General features: G+C 73.5%; 18 protein-coding genes. 9 read left to right on the plus strand and 9 right to left on the minus strand.

Annotated features, from left to right (window positions below; all coding sequences use genetic code 11):
* Nucleotides 1–15 precede the first annotated feature (15 nt).
* Genes BN3794_RS09865 through prmB form a run of 3 tightly spaced genes read right to left on the minus strand, consistent with a single transcriptional unit; the run spans nt 16 to nt 3,075 of the window.
* Nucleotides 16–1,047 (minus strand): 2-hydroxyacid dehydrogenase, encoded by a 1,032-nt coding sequence (locus BN3794_RS09865; RefSeq protein ID WP_066096725.1) that lies wholly within the window; start codon nt 1,045–1,047, stop codon nt 16–18.
* Nucleotides 1,040–2,143, minus strand: coding sequence for a chorismate synthase (gene aroC, locus BN3794_RS09870; protein ID WP_066096728.1), 1,104 nt, complete (start codon nt 2,141–2,143; stop codon nt 1,040–1,042). Before aroC ends, BN3794_RS09865 begins: the two co-directional genes overlap by 8 nt.
* A 5-nt stretch (nt 2,144–2,148) precedes the next feature.
* Nucleotides 2,149–3,075, minus strand: coding sequence for a 50S ribosomal protein L3 N(5)-glutamine methyltransferase (gene prmB, locus BN3794_RS09875; RefSeq protein ID WP_066096730.1), 927 nt, complete (start codon nt 3,073–3,075; stop codon nt 2,149–2,151).
* Between the two features lie 79 nt (nt 3,076–3,154).
* On the opposite strand from prmB, the gene BN3794_RS09880 reads away from it, so the two are divergent.
* A complete protein-coding gene (locus tag BN3794_RS09880) occupies nt 3,155–3,790 on the plus strand; it encodes an SCO family protein (protein ID WP_066096734.1) in 636 nt (211 codons plus the stop codon).
* Nucleotides 3,787–4,629, plus strand: a complete 843-nt coding sequence (asd, locus tag BN3794_RS09885) for an archaetidylserine decarboxylase (protein ID WP_066096736.1) — start codon at nt 3,787–3,789, stop codon at nt 4,627–4,629. The genes BN3794_RS09880 and asd overlap by 4 nt, the downstream gene beginning before the upstream one ends.
* Nucleotides 4,630–5,275: 646 nt before the next feature.
* Here the strand turns inward: asd and murD are convergent.
* Genes murD through BN3794_RS09905 form a run of 4 tightly spaced genes read right to left on the minus strand, consistent with a single transcriptional unit; the run spans nt 5,276 to nt 11,087 of the window.
* Nucleotides 5,276–6,685, minus strand: coding sequence for a UDP-N-acetylmuramoyl-L-alanine--D-glutamate ligase (gene murD / locus BN3794_RS09890; protein WP_066096739.1), 1,410 nt, complete (start codon nt 6,683–6,685; stop codon nt 5,276–5,278).
* On the minus strand, nt 6,666–8,054 hold the full coding sequence (murL, locus tag BN3794_RS09895; protein ID WP_066096742.1) for a UDP-N-acetyl-alpha-D-muramoyl-L-alanyl-L-glutamate epimerase: 1,389 nt from the start codon (nt 8,052–8,054) through the stop codon (nt 6,666–6,668). The genes murD and murL overlap by 20 nt, the downstream gene beginning before the upstream one ends.
* Nucleotides 8,051–8,494 (minus strand): hypothetical protein, encoded by a 444-nt coding sequence (locus BN3794_RS09900; protein ID WP_066096746.1) that lies wholly within the window; start codon nt 8,492–8,494, stop codon nt 8,051–8,053. Before BN3794_RS09900 ends, murL begins: the two co-directional genes overlap by 4 nt.
* The gene (locus BN3794_RS09905; protein ID WP_066096749.1) at nt 8,478–11,087 is read right to left on the minus strand and encodes a bifunctional aspartate kinase/diaminopimelate decarboxylase; all 2,610 of its coding nucleotides are present in this window, start codon (nt 11,085–11,087) and stop codon (nt 8,478–8,480) included. The genes BN3794_RS09900 and BN3794_RS09905 overlap by 17 nt, the downstream gene beginning before the upstream one ends.
* Nucleotides 11,088–11,216: 129 nt before the next feature.
* On the opposite strand from BN3794_RS09905, the gene BN3794_RS09910 reads away from it, so the two are divergent.
* The 3 genes from BN3794_RS09910 (at nt 11,217) to BN3794_RS09920 (ending at nt 13,465) form a co-directional block, all read left to right on the plus strand.
* Nucleotides 11,217–12,074, plus strand: a complete 858-nt coding sequence (locus tag BN3794_RS09910; RefSeq protein ID WP_066096751.1) for a PhzF family phenazine biosynthesis protein — start codon at nt 11,217–11,219, stop codon at nt 12,072–12,074.
* A gap of 164 nt (nt 12,075–12,238) precedes the next feature.
* Nucleotides 12,239–13,132 (plus strand): PhzF family phenazine biosynthesis protein, encoded by an 894-nt coding sequence (locus BN3794_RS09915; protein WP_066096753.1) that lies wholly within the window; start codon nt 12,239–12,241, stop codon nt 13,130–13,132.
* A 54-nt stretch (nt 13,133–13,186) separates the two neighbouring features.
* Complete coding sequence (locus BN3794_RS09920) at nt 13,187–13,465, plus strand: peptidase (protein ID WP_066096756.1); 279 nt, start codon at nt 13,187–13,189, stop codon at nt 13,463–13,465.
* 52 nt (nt 13,466–13,517) lie between these two features.
* Here the strand turns inward: BN3794_RS09920 and BN3794_RS09925 are convergent, their stop codons facing one another.
* A complete protein-coding gene (locus tag BN3794_RS09925) occupies nt 13,518–15,191 on the minus strand; it encodes an amidohydrolase (protein WP_066096759.1) in 1,674 nt (557 codons plus the stop codon).
* Nucleotides 15,192–15,260: 69 nt separating this feature from the next.
* The gene (locus tag BN3794_RS09930; RefSeq protein WP_066096762.1) at nt 15,261–15,695 is read right to left on the minus strand and encodes an OsmC family protein; all 435 of its coding nucleotides are present in this window, start codon (nt 15,693–15,695) and stop codon (nt 15,261–15,263) included.
* Between the two features lie 211 nt (nt 15,696–15,906).
* On the opposite strand from BN3794_RS09930, the gene BN3794_RS09935 reads away from it, so the two are divergent.
* The 4 genes from BN3794_RS09935 to BN3794_RS09950 all read left to right on the plus strand — a co-directional run bounded on the left by BN3794_RS09935 (nt 15,907) and on the right by BN3794_RS09950 (nt 17,985).
* Nucleotides 15,907–16,302 (plus strand): HU family DNA-binding protein, encoded by a 396-nt coding sequence (locus BN3794_RS09935; protein ID WP_066096765.1) that lies wholly within the window; start codon nt 15,907–15,909, stop codon nt 16,300–16,302.
* Nucleotides 16,303–16,457: 155 nt separating this feature from the next.
* Nucleotides 16,458–16,757: a DUF3861 family protein gene (locus BN3794_RS09940; RefSeq protein ID WP_066096768.1), complete on the plus strand. Its 300-nt coding sequence runs from the start codon at nt 16,458–16,460 to the stop codon at nt 16,755–16,757.
* Nucleotides 16,758–16,785: 28 nt separating this feature from the next.
* Nucleotides 16,786–17,307 carry a hypothetical protein gene (locus BN3794_RS16380; protein ID WP_066096771.1) on the plus strand — a complete coding sequence of 174 codons (522 nt, stop codon included), beginning with the start codon at nt 16,786–16,788 and terminating at the stop codon, nt 17,305–17,307.
* Between the two features lie 63 nt (nt 17,308–17,370).
* Nucleotides 17,371–17,985 carry a DUF1439 domain-containing protein gene (locus tag BN3794_RS09950; protein ID WP_066096774.1) on the plus strand — a complete coding sequence of 205 codons (615 nt, stop codon included), beginning with the start codon at nt 17,371–17,373 and terminating at the stop codon, nt 17,983–17,985.
* Nucleotide 17,986: the final 1 nt, after the last annotated feature.

Raw genomic sequence — 17,986 nt, forward strand, 5'->3', positions numbered from 1 at the left:
CGCCGTGGAGGTTCCCTATCGTTTGGCGCCGTCTTTGCCGGCCGCGGCGGTGGCCAGCGCGTCCGCGTTGATCGGCGCCGGCGGATGGCCGGCGTGCGGGCCGAAGCCGAGCCCGGCGACCAGGTTGTCCACCGCCATCGCGGCCATCGCCCGGCGCGTGGCCAGGCTGGCGCTGCCGATGTGGGGGGTCAGCACCGCGTTGGACAGGGCCAGCAGCTCCGGGCGCACGTGCGGCTCGCCCTCGAACACGTCCAGCCCGGCCGCGGCCAGGCGCCCGTGCGCCAGCGCGTCGGCCAGGGCCAGCTCGTCGACGATGCCGCCGCGGGCGATGTTCACCAGGGTGGCGGTGGGCTTCATCTTCGCCAACGCCACCGCATCTATCACGTGGTGGGTCTGCGCGCTGTAGGGCACCACCAGCACCAGGTGGTCGGCCTGCGCCAGCAGGGTGTCGAAATCGATGTAGCGCGCGCCGACCGCGGCCTCCTCGTCCTGCGGCAGGCGCGAGCGGTTGTGGTAGACCACCGGCATGCCGAAGCCGTGGTGGCCGCGGCGGGCGATGGCCTGGCCGATGCGGCCCATGCCGAGGATGCCCAGGGTCTTGCCGTACAGGTCGGTGCCCAGCAGCTGGGTGAACGACCAGCCGCTCCAGCCGCCGGCGCGCACCAGGCGGTCGCCCTCGGCCACCCGCCGCGCCGCCGCCATCAGCAGGGCGAATCCCAGCTCGGCGGTGGTTTCGGTGAGCACGCCCGGGGTATTGGTCGCCAGCACGCCGCGCGCGTCCAGCGCCGCGATGTCCAGGTTGTTGTAGCCCACGCCGAGGTTGGAGACCACGCGCAGGCGCGAGGCACCGGCCAGCTGCGCCGGCCCGATCTTCTCGTTGAGGGTGACCAGCGCCCCGTCCACCCGGGCCAGCCTGGCGGCGATCTCCGCCGGCGCGTGCTGGCTCACCTCGGTGGCGGCATCGACCTCGAAGTACTCGCCCAGCCGCGCGACGATGTCGTCGAACGTCGGCTGGCTCACCCACACCCGCGGCCGCGGCTCAGCCATCGGCGGCGCCCGGGATGCGCGGGGAGACCGTGCCCACGTCGCCGCACTGGGCACGGTGGCGCAGCGCCTGGTCCATCAGCACCAGCGCCACCATCGCCTCGGCGATCGGGGTGGCGCGGATGCCCACACAGGGATCGTGGCGGCCGGTGGTGACCACCTCCACGGCGTTGCCGTCCACGTCCACGGTGGCGCCGGGCAGTCGCAGGCTGGAGGTGGGCTTGAGCACGATGGAGGCAACGACCGGCTGGCCGGTGGAGATGCCGCCGAGGATACCGCCGGCATGGTTGGACAGGAATCCTTGCGGCGTCATCAGGTCGCGGTGCTCGGTGCCCTTCTGCGCCGCGGCGGCGAAGCCGTCGCCGATCTCCACCCCGCGCACGGCGTTGATGCTCATCAGCGCGGCCGCCAGTTCGCCGTCGAGCTTGCCGTAGATCGGCTCGCCCCAGCCCGGCGGCACGTTGTCGGCGACCACCTCCACGCGCGCGCCGACCGAGTCGCCGGACTTGCGCAGCGCGTCCATGTAGGCCTCCAGCTCCGCCACCTGCGCGGCATGCGGCCAGAAGAACGGGTTGGTTTCCACCGTGTCCCAGTCGAAGCCGGCCGGGCGGATCTCGCCCAGCTGCGACAGGTAGCCGCGCACGGTCACGCCGTAGCGCTGCGCCAGCCACTTCTTGGCGATCACCCCGGCGGCCACGCGCGTCGTCGTCTCGCGCGCGGAGGAACGGCCGCCGCCGCGCGGGTCGCGGATGCCGTACTTCTGCCAGTAGCTGTAGTCGGCATGGCCCGGGCGGAACTGGCGGGCGATGGCGGCGTAGTCCTTGCTGCGCTGGTCGGTGTTGCGGATCAGCAGCGCGATCGGGGTGCCGGTGGTGCGGCCCTCGTAGACGCCGGAGAGGATCTCCACGTCGTCGGCCTCGCGCCGGGCCGAGGTGTGGCGGCTCTTGCCGGTGGCGCGGCGGCCCAGGTCGTGGGCGAACTCCTCCGGCGCGATCTCCAGCCCGGGCGGGCAGCCGTCGACCACGCAGCCGATCGCCGGACCGTGGCTCTCGCCGAAGGTGGTGACCGTGAGCAGGCGGCCGAAGCTGTTGGCGCCCATGGCGGTCAGCGTGCCGCGGCCAGCGCGGCGATGCGGTCGTGGTGGGCGCGCAGTTCGTGGGCCTCCACCGCGAACACGCCCATCTGGCCGACGCGGAACTCGATCCAGGCGAAGTCCACCTGCGGCAGCAGCGCCACCAGCGCCTGCTCGGCCTCGCCGACCTCGCAGATCAGCAGGCCGTCCTCGCTCAGGTGGTCGGGGGCGTCGCGCAGGATCTTCAGCACCAGGTCCAGGCCGTCGGGGCCGGCGCGCAGGCCCAGTTCGGGCTCGTAGCCGTACTCGCGCGGCAGCGCGTCGGTCTCCGCGTCGGTGACGTAGGGCGGGTTGCTGACGATCAGCTCGTACACGCGCCCGGCCAGGCCGTCGAACAGGTCGGACTTGACCAGCTCCACGTTGTGGGCGAGCAGGCGCTGCTTGTTCTCCGCCGCCAGCGCCAGCGCGTCGTCGCTGATGTCCACCGCATCGACCTGCCACTCCGGGTTGTAGTGCGCGGTGGCTATCGCGATGCAGCCCGAGCCGGTGCACAGGTCCAGTGCGCGCTGCACCGGGCGCCCGGCCAGCCACGGCTCGAAGCCGGCCTCGATCAGCTCGGCGATCGGCGAGCGCGGCACCAGCGCGCGGCGGTCGCTCTTGAAGTTGAGCCCGGCGAACCACGCCTCGCCGGTCAGGTAGGCGGCGGGCACGCGCTCGTCGATGCGGCGCTGGAACAGCGCCAGCACCTGCGCCTTCTCCTCGGCCAGCAGGCGCGCCTGGCCGTAGGCCGGCCCCAGGTCGTGCGGCAGGTGCAGCGCGTGCAGCACCAGCTGGGTGGCCTCGTCCAGGGCGTTGTCGTAGGAATGGCCGAAGGTCAGGCCGGCGCCATTGAAGCGGCTGGCGCCGTAGCGGATCAGGTCGATGATCGTGGACAGTTCGGTGGCCGCGGCGGCAGTCATGGCGTGGGCGAGCGTGGGGCGGCCCACGATTATAGGAGGTCGCCCGTTATCATGAGCGGCCGTTGCACCGGAAATCGACATGTTCAACCGCTCCACCTGGACCGTGCTGGCGGTGGCGCTGCTGGCGGCCGTGGCCTGCTACGCCGGCCGCTGGCTGCTCGTGCGCCCGCCGCGCCCCACGCCGCCGCTGCACGCGGTGACCCGGCAGGTGCCGGCGCAGCCGCTGCCCGACTTCAGCCTGCGCCAGTCCGACGGCACCGCGCTGGTGCCCGGCGAGCTGCGCGGCCACTGGACCCTGGTGGTGATGGGCATGCCCGGCGCGGATGCGCGCTGCCAGCCGCCGCTGGCGCTGCTGGCGCGCGCCCAGGACGAATGGATGCCGATCGCCGATTCGCTGCGCCCGCAGGTGCTGTTCGTGTCGGTCGCCCAGGGCCTGGACAGCCCCTCGCGCGCCGGCGAGTACGCGCACCGCTTCCACCGCGACACCCTGGCCGCCGGGGCGGACCGCCCGGCGCTGGAGCGTTTCGCCGCCGCACTGGGGCTGCGCCTGAGCGATGCCGGCGGCGACACCCGCGGCGACTGCCCGGTCGAGCCGGCCGACACCCTGCCGCTGATCGACCCCGACGGACGCCTGGCCGGGCACGTGCATCCGCCGCTGTCGGCCGACCGCATCGCCCACGACCTGCAACTGCTGACCGAGAGCACCGCGCCATGAGCCTGGCCACCACCCTCACCCACGTCCTGCCGCACCGGGCCCTGTCCGGCCTGGCGCGACGCCTGGCCTACGCGCGCACGCCCTGGCTCAAGCAGCGCCTGATCGATGCGGTGATCGCCCGGTTCGGGGTCGACATGGGCGAGGCGGCCGAGCCGGACCCGCGCGCCTATCCCAGCTTCAATGCCTTCTTCACCCGGGCCCTGGCAGCGGGCGCACGGGTGCCCGACCCGGATCCGTCCACCCTGCTGATGCCGGCCGACGGGCGCATCAGCCAGCTCGGGCGGGTCGAGGACGGGCGCATCTTCCAGGCCAAGGGCCAGGGCTTCACCGCCGCCGAGCTGCTCGCCGACGAGGCCGATGCCGCCCCCTTCGCCGACGGCCTGTTCGCCACGATCTACCTGTCCCCGCGCGACTACCACCGCGTGCACATGACCTGCACCGCGACCCTGCGCGAGACCGTGCACGTGCCCGGGCGGCTGTTCAGCGTCGGCCCGGCGGCGGTGCGCGACGTGCCGCGCCTGTTCGCCCGCAACGAACGGCTGGTGTGCCATTTCGATACCGATTTCGGCCCGATGGTGCAGGTGATGGTGGGCGCGATGCTCGTCTCCGGCGTGGAGACGGTGTGGTCCGGCGTGGAGATCCCGCCGTACGCCGACCGGGTGATCCGCAAGGACTGGCGCGGCCGCGGCATCACCCTGGACCGCTTCGCCGAGATGGCGCGCTTCAACTATGGCTCCACGGTGATCGTGCTGCTGCCGCCGGGGGTGGCCGCGCTGGAGCCGGCCCTGGGCGCCGAGAGCCCGGTCCGGCTCGGCCAGGTGCTGGCGCGGCGGCTGTAGCCGAACGGCAACCGCGCTCGCCGGCAGGGTGGCGGGACCGGCGCTCGCGCCGCCGCTGCGGCGCCGGGGCCGGTCCACGACGCCCCGTGCGGCCGGCTTCCGGGAAACGCCGAACAAAGAGACGACCCGACGCGAAGGAATCGGGCGCTGCACCGCCTCCGGCGCCGGGTGGTAATCCAGCCGGGCGCCAGGACCGGCCCACGATGGCCCCGTGCGACCGGCTTGCGGGGAACGCCGAGCGAAGACGACCCGACGCGCCGCGAAGGAATCGGGCGCTGCACCGCCTCCGGCGTCGGGTGGAAAGCCAGCTGGTCGCCAGAGCCGGCCCACGACGCCCCCCGTGCGACCGACTTCCAGGAAAGGCGAGCGAAGACGACCCGACGCGCCGCGAAGGGATCGGGCGCTGCACCGCCTCCGGCGCCGGGTGGAAAGCCAGCCGGTCGCCAGGACCAGTCCACGATGGCCCCCGTGCGACCGGCTTGCGGGAAACGCAAGCGGAGATAGCCGTCGCGGCGCAGCGGGATCGAGCGCTGCGCGGCCTCGGGCGCCAATGCGTAAATCCAGCCGGTCTATCCCGGCCGCGTCTCCTCGTGATCCGGGACGACGGTACCGCGCCGCGGGATCGCCGGCCGCGTCGCTGCCGGCGTCAGCCCGCGCCCAGGCCCGGGATGGCGCTGATCACCTGCGGGTCGAAGCCGGCCAGTTCGGCGAAATGGCGGCCGCGCGCGACATAGTCGCGGTACGGGCCGAAGCTCGGCGCGCCGGGCGAGAGCAGCACCACGCCGCCCTCCGCACCGAGCAGGGCGCGGGCGCGGGCGACCGCGTCGGCCAGGTCGGCGGCCGCTTCCAGCCGGAAGCGCCCTTCCCGCGCCAGCGGCGCCAGCAGGTCGTGGATGCGCGGGCCGTTGGCGCCCATCGTGACGATGCCCAGCGGCGCGTCGCCGTGGGCCATGTGCCCGGCGAAGTCGTGCCAATCCAGGCCGCGGTCGTGGCCGCCGGCCAGCAGCACGACGCGGCGGCCGCGGTACCAGTCGAGCGCGGCCAGGCTGGCGTGCGGGGTGGTGCTGATCGAATCGTTGACGTACAGCACGCCGTCGCGCTCGCCCAGCGCCTGCAGGCGGTTGGGCAGCGGCTGGAAGCTGCGCGCGGCGCCGGCCAGGGGCATCGCGTCCAGGCCCAGCGCCTCGATCGCGGTCAGCACCGCGCACAGGTTGCTGCGGTTCTGGTGGCCCGGCACCGGCAGCTCGCGCGTGTCGAGCACGCAGGCATCGCCGCGGTACAGGTCCTCGCCGCGCAGGTGCCAGCCGGCGTCGGTGTTGAACCAGTGGATGCGGCTGCCGGGCAGGTCGAGCGCGGCCAGGCGCGGGTCGGCGGCGTTGAGCACGGCATGCACGGGCCGCGCCCGGGTCACCAGCGACAGCTTGTCGGCGATGTAGCGTTCCTCGCTGCCGTGCCAGTCCAGGTGTTCGGGGTAGAGGTTCAGCACCACCGCGACTTCCGGCCGGGCGCCGGAGGGCGCCACGTCCGGGGTCTGGTAGCTGGACAGCTCCAGCGCCCAGTACTGCGGGGCCGGGTGCGGGTCGAGCACCTCCAGCAGCGGCAGGCCGATGTTGCCGGCCAGCACCGTGCGATGCCCCGCGGCGCGCAGCAGGTGCGCCAGCATCGCCGTGGTGGTGCTCTTGCCCTTAGTGCCGGTGACGCAGGCGCAATGCGCCACGATGCCGTCGCTGCCGGCGTGTTCGCCGAACCACAGCGAGGTGCCGCCCACCAGCCGCGCCCCGTGGGCGGCGGCATACACCGCGTCGGGCTTGTACGGGCTGATGCCCGGCGACTTGACCACCACCTCGAACGCGGCCAGGGCCGGCCCGTCCACGCCGGTGCGCACGTCCAGCGCGGCATCGCCCAGCGCGCGCGCCTCCTCGGCCTCGTGGGCGCCGCAGAACAGGGTCAGCGGCAGCGCCGGCAGGCGTGCGCGGATCGCGCGCCAGGCGGCATGGCCTTCGTGGCCCCAGCCCCACAGCGCGACGCGCTTGCCCTCAAGCTGCGAAATCCGCACGCAGGCGCTCCCACAGCGTGGCCGGGATGCGATGCTCCTGCTCGGGCACCAGCAACGGTTCCAGCGCCAGCGCCCCGGCCTCCAGCTGCGGCTCGATCAGGTGGCGGAAGCGCGAGACCAGCACGTCCTGCTTCCACTCCGGGCGCACCGCCAGCGCGGCCATCGCCGCGCGCGACTCGCGGCCCTCGCCCACGCACTCGAACGGCTTGTGGTCGTGGAATTCCAGCAGCGCGTCGTAGCCGGCGGCCTGGCTATCCTCGTCGAGCAGGTTGCGTCCGAAGATGCCCACCAGCCGGGTCTTGGGCATGAACGGGGCCAGCGCCAGGAACACGAAGTGGCATTTCGGGCATACCCCGCACCAGCGGTGCGCGGGGCGCTCGCCGAGGATGTGGAAGTTGCGGTTGCAGCTGGAGAAGCAGTCGTCGTAGCGGTCGCTGCGCGCGAACTGGCGCGCCACGGCCAGCTCCGACAGCGGCCGCAGCAGCGAGTAGTAGTGCAGGTCTGCGGCGATGCGCTGCTCGACGTACTCGCCGAAGCCGCGCTCGAAGTCCCAGCCCTTGGACCACTGGTGGTTGACCTCGCCGGTGCCGGGGATCTGGCTGCCGTAGCTGGCCGAGCGCTCGTTGGAGAACACCACCTGGTCGGCATCGACCAGCAGCGCGGCCAGCACCAGGATCGCCGAGTTCACCGCGGTCACCGGGATGTGGCCGTTCCACGCGCCCTGGCGGTTGAGCTCGAACAGCTCCGGCGCCAGCTGGCGGCCGATGTTGAGCAGCGGCAGGCCGGTGCGCTCGGCGCAGGCGCGGATCAGCTGCGAACCGCCGATCCAGGTCACCGTCTGCGCCACCCCGAGCCGGCGCAGCGCCTCGATGGTCACCAGCGAATCCTTGCCGCCGCCGATGGCGGTCAGCGCATGCGCACGCAGGCCGAGCACCGGCGCCTGCGGCTCGGCCACCGCGGCCGGCGCGGCGTCGGCCGCTTCCTCCAGCGCGGTGGCCGGGAAGCGGATGCGCCCGTGCAGGTCCAACCCGTTGCGGTAGGCGAATTCGCCCAGGCCGTTGACGTAGATGCGCTCCATCAGCGCGGCGGTCGCCGCGTCGATGGCGTAGCCGTCGATCTCGATGACCGGCGGCACCGCGGCCTTGTAGTAGCTCACCCCGGCGATCAGGTGCAGCAGGCGCAGGGCGCGCTCCACCGCCGCCGCGCGTGCGCCGTCCAGCGCGAACGGCGCCCCGGGGAAGCTCACCGTCTCCACCATCTCGGCGCCGTCGTCGAAGGCATAGGCCAGCTGCGCCACGCCGGTGGCGGCGTCGAAGCCGCAGCGGACGAAGCGGAAACGGGTGACCTGGTGCTTGTCGAAAACGCTCATGTACGGTCCTGCGCGGGAAGCGCCGTGCGGCGCTGGTAGCGCCGGCACAGCAGGTACTGGAACACGGAATACGGGATGACCGCCCACAGCATGCGCATGCAGCCGAGGACGACGAGCAGCAGCAGCAACTGCGCGAACGAGGCCGCCGGCAGGTGCTCGGTCCCCGCCATTATCGCCGCCGCGTAGAGCGCCAGCACGCCCGGGTACACCGCCATCGCCGCCAGCACCGCGCGCCAGGCCAGGCCGCCGGCGCTGGCCCGGGCGGCGCGGCGGCGCTGCCACGCTGAAACCAGCATTGCGCCCAGCAGGGCCGCCAGCAGCGCCGGCGGCAGCCAGCGCAGCAGGTCGGCGCCGGCGCCGCCGGTGGCCAGCAGCAGGCCGGCGCAGCACGCCGCCGCGGCCAGCACGCTGCCGAGCACGTATTCAGGCACCGGGCGCATCGAGCACGTCCTGGGCCGGCAGCGGGCGCTGGTTGTAGGTGGACGCCATGGTGTAGCCGTAGGCGCCGGCATCGGCGATCAGCATCGCCTCGCCCGGGGCGGTACCGGCCGGCAGGCGCACGCGGTGGCCGAATACGTCGGAGGATTCGCAGATCGGGCCGACCACGTCGAACACCCCGTCGCGCGGCTCCTCCAGGCGCTGCAGGTTGGCGATGTCGTGCCAGGCGTCGTACAGCGCCGGCCGGATCAGCGCGTTCATGCCGGCATCCAGGCCGACCCGGACGATGCCGTCCTTCTCGATCACCTGGGTGGCATGCACCAGCAGCACGCCGGCCTCGGCCACCAGGAAGCGGCCCGGCTCGATGGCCAGCTCGAAGGCCGGGTGCAGCGCCTTCATCTCGGCCAGGCCCTCGCCCCAGTCCTGCAGGTCGAACGGCTCGTCGTCCTCGGTGTACGGGATCGGCAGGCCGCCGCCGATGTCCAGGGTGCGCACGCTGCCGATGCGGCGCGCGAAGCCGGCCAGCTCGTCGTACATGCGCTTCCAGTGCTGGCGCGTCTCCACGCCCGAGCCCAGGTGCGCGTGCAGGCCGGTGATGCGCGCTTCCAGCGCGCGCGCGGCCTCGACGAAGGCATCCACGCGCGAGGCCGCCAGCCCGAACTTGGACTGCTTGCCGCCGGTGTTGACCTTGACGTGGTGGCCGTCGCCGTGGCCCAGGTCGATGCGCAGGGTGATCTCGCGGCCGCGGAACAGCGCCGGCCAGTCCTGCAGCGCCTCCACGCTGTCCACGGTGACGTGCACGCCGAGCGCGAACGCCGCCGCGTACTCCTCGTGCGGGCAGAAGCTGGGGGTGAACAGCACCCGCGCCGGATCCAGCTGCGGCAGGGTGGCGAACACCAGCTGCAGTTCGGCCAGCGACACGCACTCCAGGCCGAAACCCTCGTCCACCAGGGCGCGCAGCACCGCCGGGTGGCTGTTGGCCTTGATCGCGTAGTAGCGCCGGTCCACCGCGGCCACCGCGGCGAGCTGGCGCGCGCGCGCGCGGACGGTGGGCAGGTGGTAGACGTAGCGCGGCGTGCCGGCCGTGGCCAGCGCCAGCAGCCGCTCGCGCTCGCCCTGCCACCACGGCACCGGGCGCGGGCGCACCTGGCCGAGGATGTCGCGCCAGCGCGGGCCGAACACCTCCGGCTCGTGCACCGGCATCGCGCCGGACTCGATCATCGCCGCGTGCAGCACCGGGATCAGGCCCTCGCCGGCGGCCTCGTCGATGACGAAGGTCAGGTTCAGGTCGTTGGACGACTGGCTGATCATGTGCACGCGCTCGCGGCCGAAGGTGTCCCAGACGCCGGTGAGCTTGTGCAGCAGCGAGCGCATGCCGCGCCCGACCAGGGTGATGGCCGCGCACGGCGCGATCACCTTGACCCGGCCGATCTTCTCCAGGTCGGCGGCCAGCGCCGCCAGCACGTCGTCGCTGAGCAGGTTCTCGCTGGGATCGAGCGAGACGGTGACGTTGGTCTGCGAGGTGCCGATCAGGTCCACCGAGAGCCCGTGCTTCTTGAACAGCGCGAACACGTCCACCAGGTAGCCGACCTGCTGCCACATGCCGATGTCCTCCACCGACACCAGCACCACGCCGTTGCGCCGGCTGATCGCCTTGACCCCGGCCACGGTGGCGGCGCTGCGGTCGATCAGGGTGCCCGGCAGCTGCGGCCGCTCGGTGTCCAGGATCGCCATCGGCACGCCGGCGTCGCGGCACGGCTTGATCGAGCGCGGGTGCAGCACCTTGGCGCCGGTGGTGGCGATCTCCTGCGCCTCGGCATAGCCCAGGCGGGTCAGCAGGCGCGCATCGGGCACTTCGCGCGGGTTGGCGCTGAACATGCCGGGCACGTCGGTCCAGATCTCCACCTTGGACGCGCCGAGCAGCGCGCCGAAGTACGCGGCCGAGGTGTCCGAGCCGCCGCGGCCGAGGATCGCCGTGCCGCCGTCGGCATGGCGGGCGATGAAGCCCTGGGTGATCAGCAGGCGCGTGGGCTGGGCGGCGAAGCCGGCCTTCCAGTCGTCCTGCGACTGCCACTGGCAGTTCACCGACAGGCGCTGCGACCAGGCGCTCTGGCTGGCCTGCGGCGGCAGCGCCGAGAGCCAGTCGCGCGCGTCCATCCAGCCCATGTCCAGGCCCTGTGCGCGCAGGTAGGCCGCGCCGAGGGTGGAGGACAGCAGCTCGCCCTGGCCGAGCACCTCGGCCTGCCAGTCCAGCGGCCGGGTGGCGGCGCGCGGGTCGTCCAGCAGCGCGCGCAGCACGGCCAAGCGCGCGCCCAGCACCGCCTCGGCATCCAGTTCCAGCTCGGCCAGGAACTCGCGGTGGCGCGTTTCCAGGGCGGCCACGCGCTGGCGGCTGTCGGTGGCGCCGTCGGCGATCGCGGTCAGTTCGTTGGTCACCCCCGACAGCGCCGAGACCACCACCAGCACGCGCCCGCCGGTCTCGTCCGCGCGTTTCTTCACCAGCCGTCCGATCGTGTCCCAGCGATGGCGACGCGACACCGAGGTGCCGCCGAACTTGAGGACGATCCAGCGATCGACGAGGGGGGAAGAGGCCATGGAAACGGGTCTGCGTTGGGGGGGGGAGAGCGGGAAACGGGAAGCGAAGAAAAACCCGGCGTGCCGGGCGGAACCTGCGATTCTATGCCAAGCTCCGCTGTCTCCGTGGCCTTGTTTTCCCCTGCAACCATGCCCGAGAGACCCTATCTGCAACTGGACGTGTTCGCCGCCCGTCCCGGCACCGGCAACCCGCTCGGCGTGGTGCCGCAGGCCCAGGACCTGGACACCGCCGCGATGCAGGCCCTGGCGGCCTGGCTGAACCTGTCGGAGACCGTGTTCTTCCTGCCGCCGGACCAGGCCGGCGCGGACTACCGCATCCGCATCTTCACCCCGCGCATGGAGCTGCCCTTCGCCGGCCATCCCAGCGTCGGCGCGGCCTGGCTGGCGATCGAGTCCGGCCTGGCCGCCGCGCCGGGCGCGGGCGGGCAACTGCTGCAGCAGTGCGCGGCCGGCCTGCTGCCGGTCCGCGCCAGCGGGGACCCCGGCCGGCGCGTGGTGTCGGTGCGCAGCCCCGCCGCCCGCCAGCTGGCGGTGGCGCCGGCGGTCCTCGCGCCGGAACTGGCCGCCATCGCCGTCGACGAGCCGTCGCTGTGGAGCAACGGCCCGGAGTGGTGGCTGCTGGAAGTGGCCGGCGAGGCCGCGTTGCGCGCCCTGCAGCCGGACCTGGCGGCGATCGCCGCGCTGCCGCGCAGCGGCAAGCTCGCCGTCTTCGCGCCGGCCGAGGGCGATGGCCACCAGCTGGTGCTGCGCGCCTTCGCCCCGGGCGCCGGCATCGCCGAGGACCCGGTCACCGGCAGCGCCAACGCGCTGGTGGCCGCGCTGCTGCAGGCGCGCGGGCGCCTGCCCGGCCGCGGCGGCCGCTATGTGGCCAGCCAGGGACGCGAGCTCGGCCGCGACGGCCACGTGGAGATCCGCGTGGACGAGGACGACGAGGTCTGGATCGGCGGCCAGGTGCAGCCGGTGATCGAGGGCCGGCTGCACTGGTGATCGCCCCGCGCGCGGGGCCAGCCGGCACCGGCACCGGCGCGGCGCGGCGCGTGGCCGGCCGGACCGGGGCGGCCGGCCCATCGTGCTGGTCGCCCCGGCCCTCGCCGCGACGCATCCTCGCGGGCACTCCTACAATGCCTCCCCTTTCCGCACGGCTACGGACCATGGCCCAGCGTCCCTTCCTGCAGCTCGACGTGTTCTCGCCCCATGCCGGCGCCGGCAATCCGCTGGCGGTGGTGCTCGACGCCGCCGGCCTGGACGAGGCGGCGATGCAGGCCATCGCCCGCTGGACCGGCCTGCCGGAGACGACCTTCCTGTTCCCGGCGGCCACGCCGGGCAGCGACTATCGCGTGCGCATGTTCAGTCCGCAGCAGGAAGTGCCCTTCGCCGGCCATCCCAGCGTCGGTACCGCGCATGCCGCGCTCGAAGCCGGCCTGGCCGCGCCGCGCGACGACGCCGTCCTGGGCCGGCACCTGGTACAGGACGGCATCGCCGGCCTGTTGCCGCTGCGCATCGACGGCAGCGGCGAGCAGCGCAGCATCGCCATCCGCACGCCGCGCGCGGCGGTGGCCGAGATCGCCGGCCACGACGATGCCCGGCTCGCCACGGCGACCGCCGGCTGGGCCCGGGGCCCGCTGCCGCCGGTGCTGATGGACGGTGGACGGCGCTGGTGGCTGGTGGAAGTCGCCGACGAGAGCACCCTGCGCGCCCTGCGCCCGGACTGGGAGGCCATCGCCGCGCTGGCCGCGGCCAGCGCCAGCATGGGCGTGTTCGCCTACGCCCGCGCCGGCGCCGGCCAGCCCTATGCCTTCGCCGTGCGCGCCTTCGTCGGCAACGGCCGGCGTTTCGAGGATGCCGCCTCCGGCGCCGCCAACGCGGTCCTGGCCGCGTGGCTGGACGAACGCGGGGCGCTGCCCGCCGGCGCGCGCCGCTACACGGTCAGCCAGGGCCGCGAGATCGGTTTCGACGCTCGCCTGGACCTGGCCCTCGACGCTGCCGGCCAGGTCTGGTCGGGCGGCCGCGTGCGGACCGTGGTGCGCGGCACGATCGACTGGTAGCCCACGCCGCGACGGGCATACTGGCGGCCCATGTCCCGCAGGAAGGAACCGACCATGCCCGCCCGTGCCCTCGCCTTGCCCGCCCTCGCCGTGCTGGCCGCCCTGGCCGGATGCTCGACGCCACCGCCCCCGGACCGCGACGATCACGCCGCCCTGCCCGCGCCCGGGTCCGACCGCGACGCCCACGGCTGCATCGGCTCGGCCGGCTACGCCTGGTGCGAGGGCACCGGCCAGTGCGAACGGCCGTGGGAGCTGGCGCGGGCGAAGGGATTCGACAATACCGCGGCGGCCTTCGCCGCCTGGTGCCGCAACCCGCCGGCCGCCACGCCCTGAGCGCTCGCCGGCGCCGTGCGCCGCCACGGATCGGGGCGACGGCGCGGCTGCGTCACGGCGCGCGGCGATAGACCGCCTGGCCGTCCACCCAGGTGGACAGCACCTGCATCTGGTCCAGTTGCGCAGCCGGCACCGCCAGCGGATCGCGGTCCAGGATCACGAAGTCGGCGCGCAGGCCCGGCTTGAGCATGCCGACCTTGTCCTCGTCGAAACCGGCCCAGGCCGCGTCGGCGGTGAAGCCGCGCAACGCCTCGGCCGCGCTCAGGCGCTGGTCGGGGAACCAGCCGCCCGGCGGCTGGCCCTGCGCGTCCTGGCGGGTCACCGCGGCGTACAGGCCCAGCCGCGGGTCCGGCGATTCGACCGGGAAGTCCGAGCCCAGCGCCAGGCGTGCCCCGGACTGCAGGAAGCGCTGCCAGGCATAGGCGCCGAGCAGGCGCTCGTGGCCCAGGCGCTGCTCCGCCCACGGCATGTCCGAGGTCGCGTGGGTGGGCTGCATGGAGGCGATCACGCCCAGCTGCGCGAAGCGCGGGATGTCCTCCAGGGTGACCACCTGGGCGTGCTCGATGCGCCAGCGGTGGTCGCTGCCGGCCGCGGTGCCGAGCACGCGCTGGTAGGTATCCAGCACCGTGCGGTTGGCGCGGTCGCCGATGGCGTGGGTGGCCACCTGCAGGTGGCACGAACGCGCCTGGGCGACCAGCTCGGCATAGCGCTTCGGGTCGGTGACGAACAGGCCGCGGTTGCCGGGATCGTCGCTGTAGTCGGCCAGCAGCGCCGCGCCGCGGCTACCGAGCGCGCCGTCCATGAACAGCTTGACCCCGTGCATCTCCAGGCGCCCGCCCGGGTGGGTGTACGGGCCGTGCGCGCACAGGTCCGCCAGCGCGGCGTTGCCGCCGTCGGCATAGGTGTCGATGCGCGCGGTCAGCCGCCCCTGGTCGGCGAAGCGGCGCATCAGCGCCAGGTCCTCGCGCGAGGTGCCCATGTCGTGCACGCCGGTCAGCCCGTCGCGGGCCATCGCCGCCAGCGCCTTGTCCAGCGCCTGCTCGCGATAGGCCTCGTCGGGGGCCGGCACGACCGCGGCGACCAGGTCCATCGCGCCATCCACGAACACCCCGCTGGGACGGCCGTCGCGATCGCGCTCGATGCGCCCGCCGTCGGGCTGCCAGTCGCCCGACAGCGCACGCCCGGCATGCGCCTGCGCCAGCGCGATGGCGCGCGAGTTGGCCCAGCCGGCGTGGCCGTCGACGCGGTCCAGCCACACCGGCCGGTCGGGGAAGGCGGCGTCGAGCTCGGCCGCGGTCGGGAAGCGCTGGCCCGGCCAGTCGTTCTGGTCCCAGCCGTTGCCCAGGATCCAGGCATTGGCCGGCAGCGTCCTGGCATAGGCCTGCAGGCGCGCGACCACCTCGGCCGTGTCGCGCGCGCCGGTCAGATCGGCCTGCATCAGCGCATAGCCCAGGTACATCACGTGCCCGTGGGCATCGATCAGCCCCGGCACCACCGTGGCCGTCCCGGCGTCGATGCGCGCGGCCTGCGGATAGCGTTGCTGCAGCGCGGCGGCATCGCCGACGGCGACCACGCGCCCGCCCTCGTCCCATACCAGCGCGGTGGCCGTGGGCTGCCGTGGATCGGAGGTCAGGACCTGCGCGGCGGTCAGCAGGTGGAGATCGGCCGCCGCGGCGGCCAGGGGCATCAGGCAGGCGCAGGCGAGCGCCAACAGGCGAGCGGGCATGGCGGTTTTCCGCGTAAGGACGGCGGCGGCCATGCTAGCGTCCCGCCGCGCCGCCGTCCCGCATGGCGCTCAGCCGGCCAGTTCGGCCTCCAGGCTGATCGGCACCGCGCTCAGCGCCTTGGACACCGGGCAGTTCTGCTTGGCGTCCTCGGCGATCTCGCGGAACTTGGCCGCATCGATGCCCGGCACCTTGGCGGTGACCTTCAGCCGGATCTGCGACAGCTGCGGGCCGCCGTCCATCGACAGGTCCACCTCCGCGCGCGTGTCCAGCGCCGTCGGCGCGAACCCTTCCCCGCTCAGCTTGGCCGACAGGGCCATGGTGAAACAGCCGGCGTGGGCGGCGGCGATCAGCTCCTCCGGGTTGGTGCCCTTGGCATCGCCGAAGCGCGTGTTGAAACCGTAGGGCGCCTTGTCCAGCAGCCCGCTCTCGGGCGTGCTCAGGCTGCCCTGGCCATGCTTGAGGTCGCCTTCCCAGTGGGCCAGTGCGTGTCGGGAAATGCCCATGTGCGGAACTCCTGCGGTTGCGGTGGGAAGGCGCACGCTAGGGCAGATCGCGTTACGCCGACGTGTCGCGGCGGCGCCGCCGGTCGGAATCCGGCGATTTCCGCGTTTTTTTGCGGCTTTCCTATTGGCGGGGGGAGTGGCTTGGCCTACATTTCGCCTTGCCGACGGTGGTCGGCACGACCAACAACAACCGTTCACGGAACAGGAAATCATGGCAAAGACCGCTCCCAAGGCTGCCCCGAAAGCAGCGAAGAAAGCCGCCAGCAAGGCTGCCGCCAAGCCGGCCCCCCTCAAGCCGATCAAGGAAGCGCTGACCAAGTCCGGTCTGGTCGCGCACATCGTCGAGACCACCGAAGTGGCCGCCAAGGACGTGCGTGCCGTGCTGGCCGCCCTGGAGAGCACCATCCATGCGTCCGTCCACAAGAAGGGCGCCGGCGCCTTCACCCTGCCGGGCCTGCTGAAGATCACCTCGGTCCACGTGCCGGCCAAGCCGAAGCGCAAGGGCATCAACCCGTTCACCAAGCAGGAGCAGGTGTTCGCCGCCAAGCCGGCCACCACCAAGCTCAAGGTGCGCCCGCTCAAGAAGCTCAAGGACGCCGCGCTCTGATCCCGAGCGGATCGGGACCTGGAACGGGACGGCAACCGCCGTCCCGTTTTCGTATCCGGCCCCGGCTGGAACGCAGCGTCGCGACCATCCCCCTCACCCGCGCCGGCCGGCACGGCTAAGGTGGTCGCCACCGAAGCACACCGGGTGGTGCCTGCATGCCACGCCATCGTTACCGCATCACCGTCACGCCGGTCCGCAGCGACGGCCTGCCCTGCAGCGGCCGCTGCAGCATCGAATTCGAACGCGCCAGCACGCGCGACTGGATGCGCCAGCTCGAGGCCGACCACCGCCTGCGCGGCATGGCCGGCGACGAGCGCGTCGCGCTTACCATCGGCCTGTTGCTGCTGGACAGCCTCGACGCATCGCGGTTGCCGCCCCCGCTGGCGGCGCTGGCCGCCTGCCTGGATGCCCCCGCGCCGGCCGACGGGCACCGCCAGGACACGGCCAGCGCATAGACTGGCGCGCCTGCCGCCGGAGAGTCCCATGCGCAAAGCCGCCGCGTTGCTGTTGCCCCTGCTCGCCGTCGGCTGCTCCTGCCAGCCGCACGACCGCGACGCCACCGCCGCCCGCCCCCGCGATGCGGCCGCCGTCGGGGCCGCCGCCGAAACCAGTGCGACCATCGCACCTGCCGATACGCCGGTGCTGGCCGTCGTGCCCGCCCCGGAGGCGCGCGAAGCCGCGCGGACCGTGCATGCCTATTTCCAGGCACTGCTGCAGCAGCGTCGCGACGGCAATGCGTTCTGGAGCGGAGGCCGGCCGCCGCCGCAACCGGACGATGCGATCGTGCGCGCCTGGCCGCAGGTGCAGCGCATGCGCGTGGTCACCGGCCAGGCCAGGCCGCTGGACCGGCAACTGCCCGCCGACACCCTGGAAATCCCGGTGGAACTGAGCGCCGACACCGCCCAGGGGCTGCTGCGCGCCGGCGGCTGGTACCGCCTGCACCGGCGCCTGGACGGCAGCGGCTGGGAGATCACCTCCGCCTCGCTGCGGCCGCACCTGGACTGAGCGCTAATGCCGGGTTCACCGCTCGCGCGCACCCTGTGCGGCGTGCCCACCAGGAATCTTGCCATGGCCCTGTTCCATCGCCCGCCCCCGATCCTCGCATGGCTGCTGGCCGTGTCGGCCGCACTCGCGTGCCTGCCGGGCACCGCCCTGGCCACGCCGCGGGTGGAGGGCGATCGCCTCAGCGTCGATGCCGGCGACGTGGACGGCTACCTGCAGGCGCAGTTCCCGCAGACCCGCGACGTCGTCCGCGGCCTGCTGGCGCTGACCGTCAGCCGGCCCGCGGTGGCGCTGCCCCCGGGCGATCGCGCCGACCTGCAGTTCGACCTGGCCCTAGCGCCGGCCGGCGGTACCGCGACCCCGCTGGGCCGGGTCCGCATGAGCAGCGCGCTGCGCTACGACGGCCAGCGCCAGGCCTTCTTCCTGGAATCGCCGAGCGTGGACGGCTTCGTCGCCGCCAACGGCGACGGCCAGCTGGACGCGCAGACGCGCAAGCTGGTCAATGCCTGGCTGGTCGACTACGCCCGCCGCGAGCCGGTCTACCGCCTGCCCGCCGGTGCCGCCGCGCTGATGGGCACGCTGCAGGTGCGCGACGCCGGCGTGGACGGCGGCCGCCTGGTGGTGCGGTTCGACCGCGACATCCAGGCGCTGGTGCCGCCGCAGCTGCTGCAGCCGCGCTGAG

This window comes from Xanthomonas massiliensis (genome assembly GCF_900018785.1).
Classification (GTDB): Bacteria; Pseudomonadota; Gammaproteobacteria; order Xanthomonadales; family Xanthomonadaceae; genus Xanthomonas_B; species Xanthomonas_B massiliensis.

Coding starts and splice junctions, on each gene's coding strand:
- BN3794_RS09865 (WP_066096725.1), bottom strand. CDS start 1,047: ATGGCTGAGCCGCGGCCGCGGGTGTGGGTGAGCCAGCCGACGTTCGAC.
- BN3794_RS09950 (WP_066096774.1), top strand. CDS start 17,371: ATGGCCCTGTTCCATCGCCCGCCCCCGATCCTCGCATGGCTGCTGGCC.
- BN3794_RS09900 (WP_066096746.1), bottom strand. CDS start 8,494: ATGCGCCCGGTGCCTGAATACGTGCTCGGCAGCGTGCTGGCCGCGGCG.
- BN3794_RS09880 (WP_066096734.1), top strand. CDS start 3,155: ATGTTCAACCGCTCCACCTGGACCGTGCTGGCGGTGGCGCTGCTGGCG.
- BN3794_RS09935 (WP_066096765.1), top strand. CDS start 15,907: ATGGCAAAGACCGCTCCCAAGGCTGCCCCGAAAGCAGCGAAGAAAGCC.
- BN3794_RS09930 (WP_066096762.1), bottom strand. CDS start 15,695: ATGGGCATTTCCCGACACGCACTGGCCCACTGGGAAGGCGACCTCAAG.
- murL (WP_066096742.1), bottom strand. CDS start 8,054: ATGAGCGTTTTCGACAAGCACCAGGTCACCCGTTTCCGCTTCGTCCGC.
- BN3794_RS16380 (WP_066096771.1), top strand. CDS start 16,786: ATGCGCAAAGCCGCCGCGTTGCTGTTGCCCCTGCTCGCCGTCGGCTGC.
- BN3794_RS09905 (WP_066096749.1), bottom strand. CDS start 11,087: ATGGCCTCTTCCCCCCTCGTCGATCGCTGGATCGTCCTCAAGTTCGGC.
- BN3794_RS09910 (WP_066096751.1), top strand. CDS start 11,217: ATGCCCGAGAGACCCTATCTGCAACTGGACGTGTTCGCCGCCCGTCCC.
- asd (WP_066096736.1), top strand. CDS start 3,787: ATGAGCCTGGCCACCACCCTCACCCACGTCCTGCCGCACCGGGCCCTG.
- BN3794_RS09920 (WP_066096756.1), top strand. CDS start 13,187: ATGCCCGCCCGTGCCCTCGCCTTGCCCGCCCTCGCCGTGCTGGCCGCC.
- prmB (WP_066096730.1), bottom strand. CDS start 3,075: ATGACTGCCGCCGCGGCCACCGAACTGTCCACGATCATCGACCTGATC.
- BN3794_RS09940 (WP_066096768.1), top strand. CDS start 16,458: ATGCCACGCCATCGTTACCGCATCACCGTCACGCCGGTCCGCAGCGAC.
- BN3794_RS09915 (WP_066096753.1), top strand. CDS start 12,239: ATGGCCCAGCGTCCCTTCCTGCAGCTCGACGTGTTCTCGCCCCATGCC.
- BN3794_RS09925 (WP_066096759.1), bottom strand. CDS start 15,191: ATGCCCGCTCGCCTGTTGGCGCTCGCCTGCGCCTGCCTGATGCCCCTG.
- aroC (WP_066096728.1), bottom strand. CDS start 2,143: ATGGGCGCCAACAGCTTCGGCCGCCTGCTCACGGTCACCACCTTCGGC.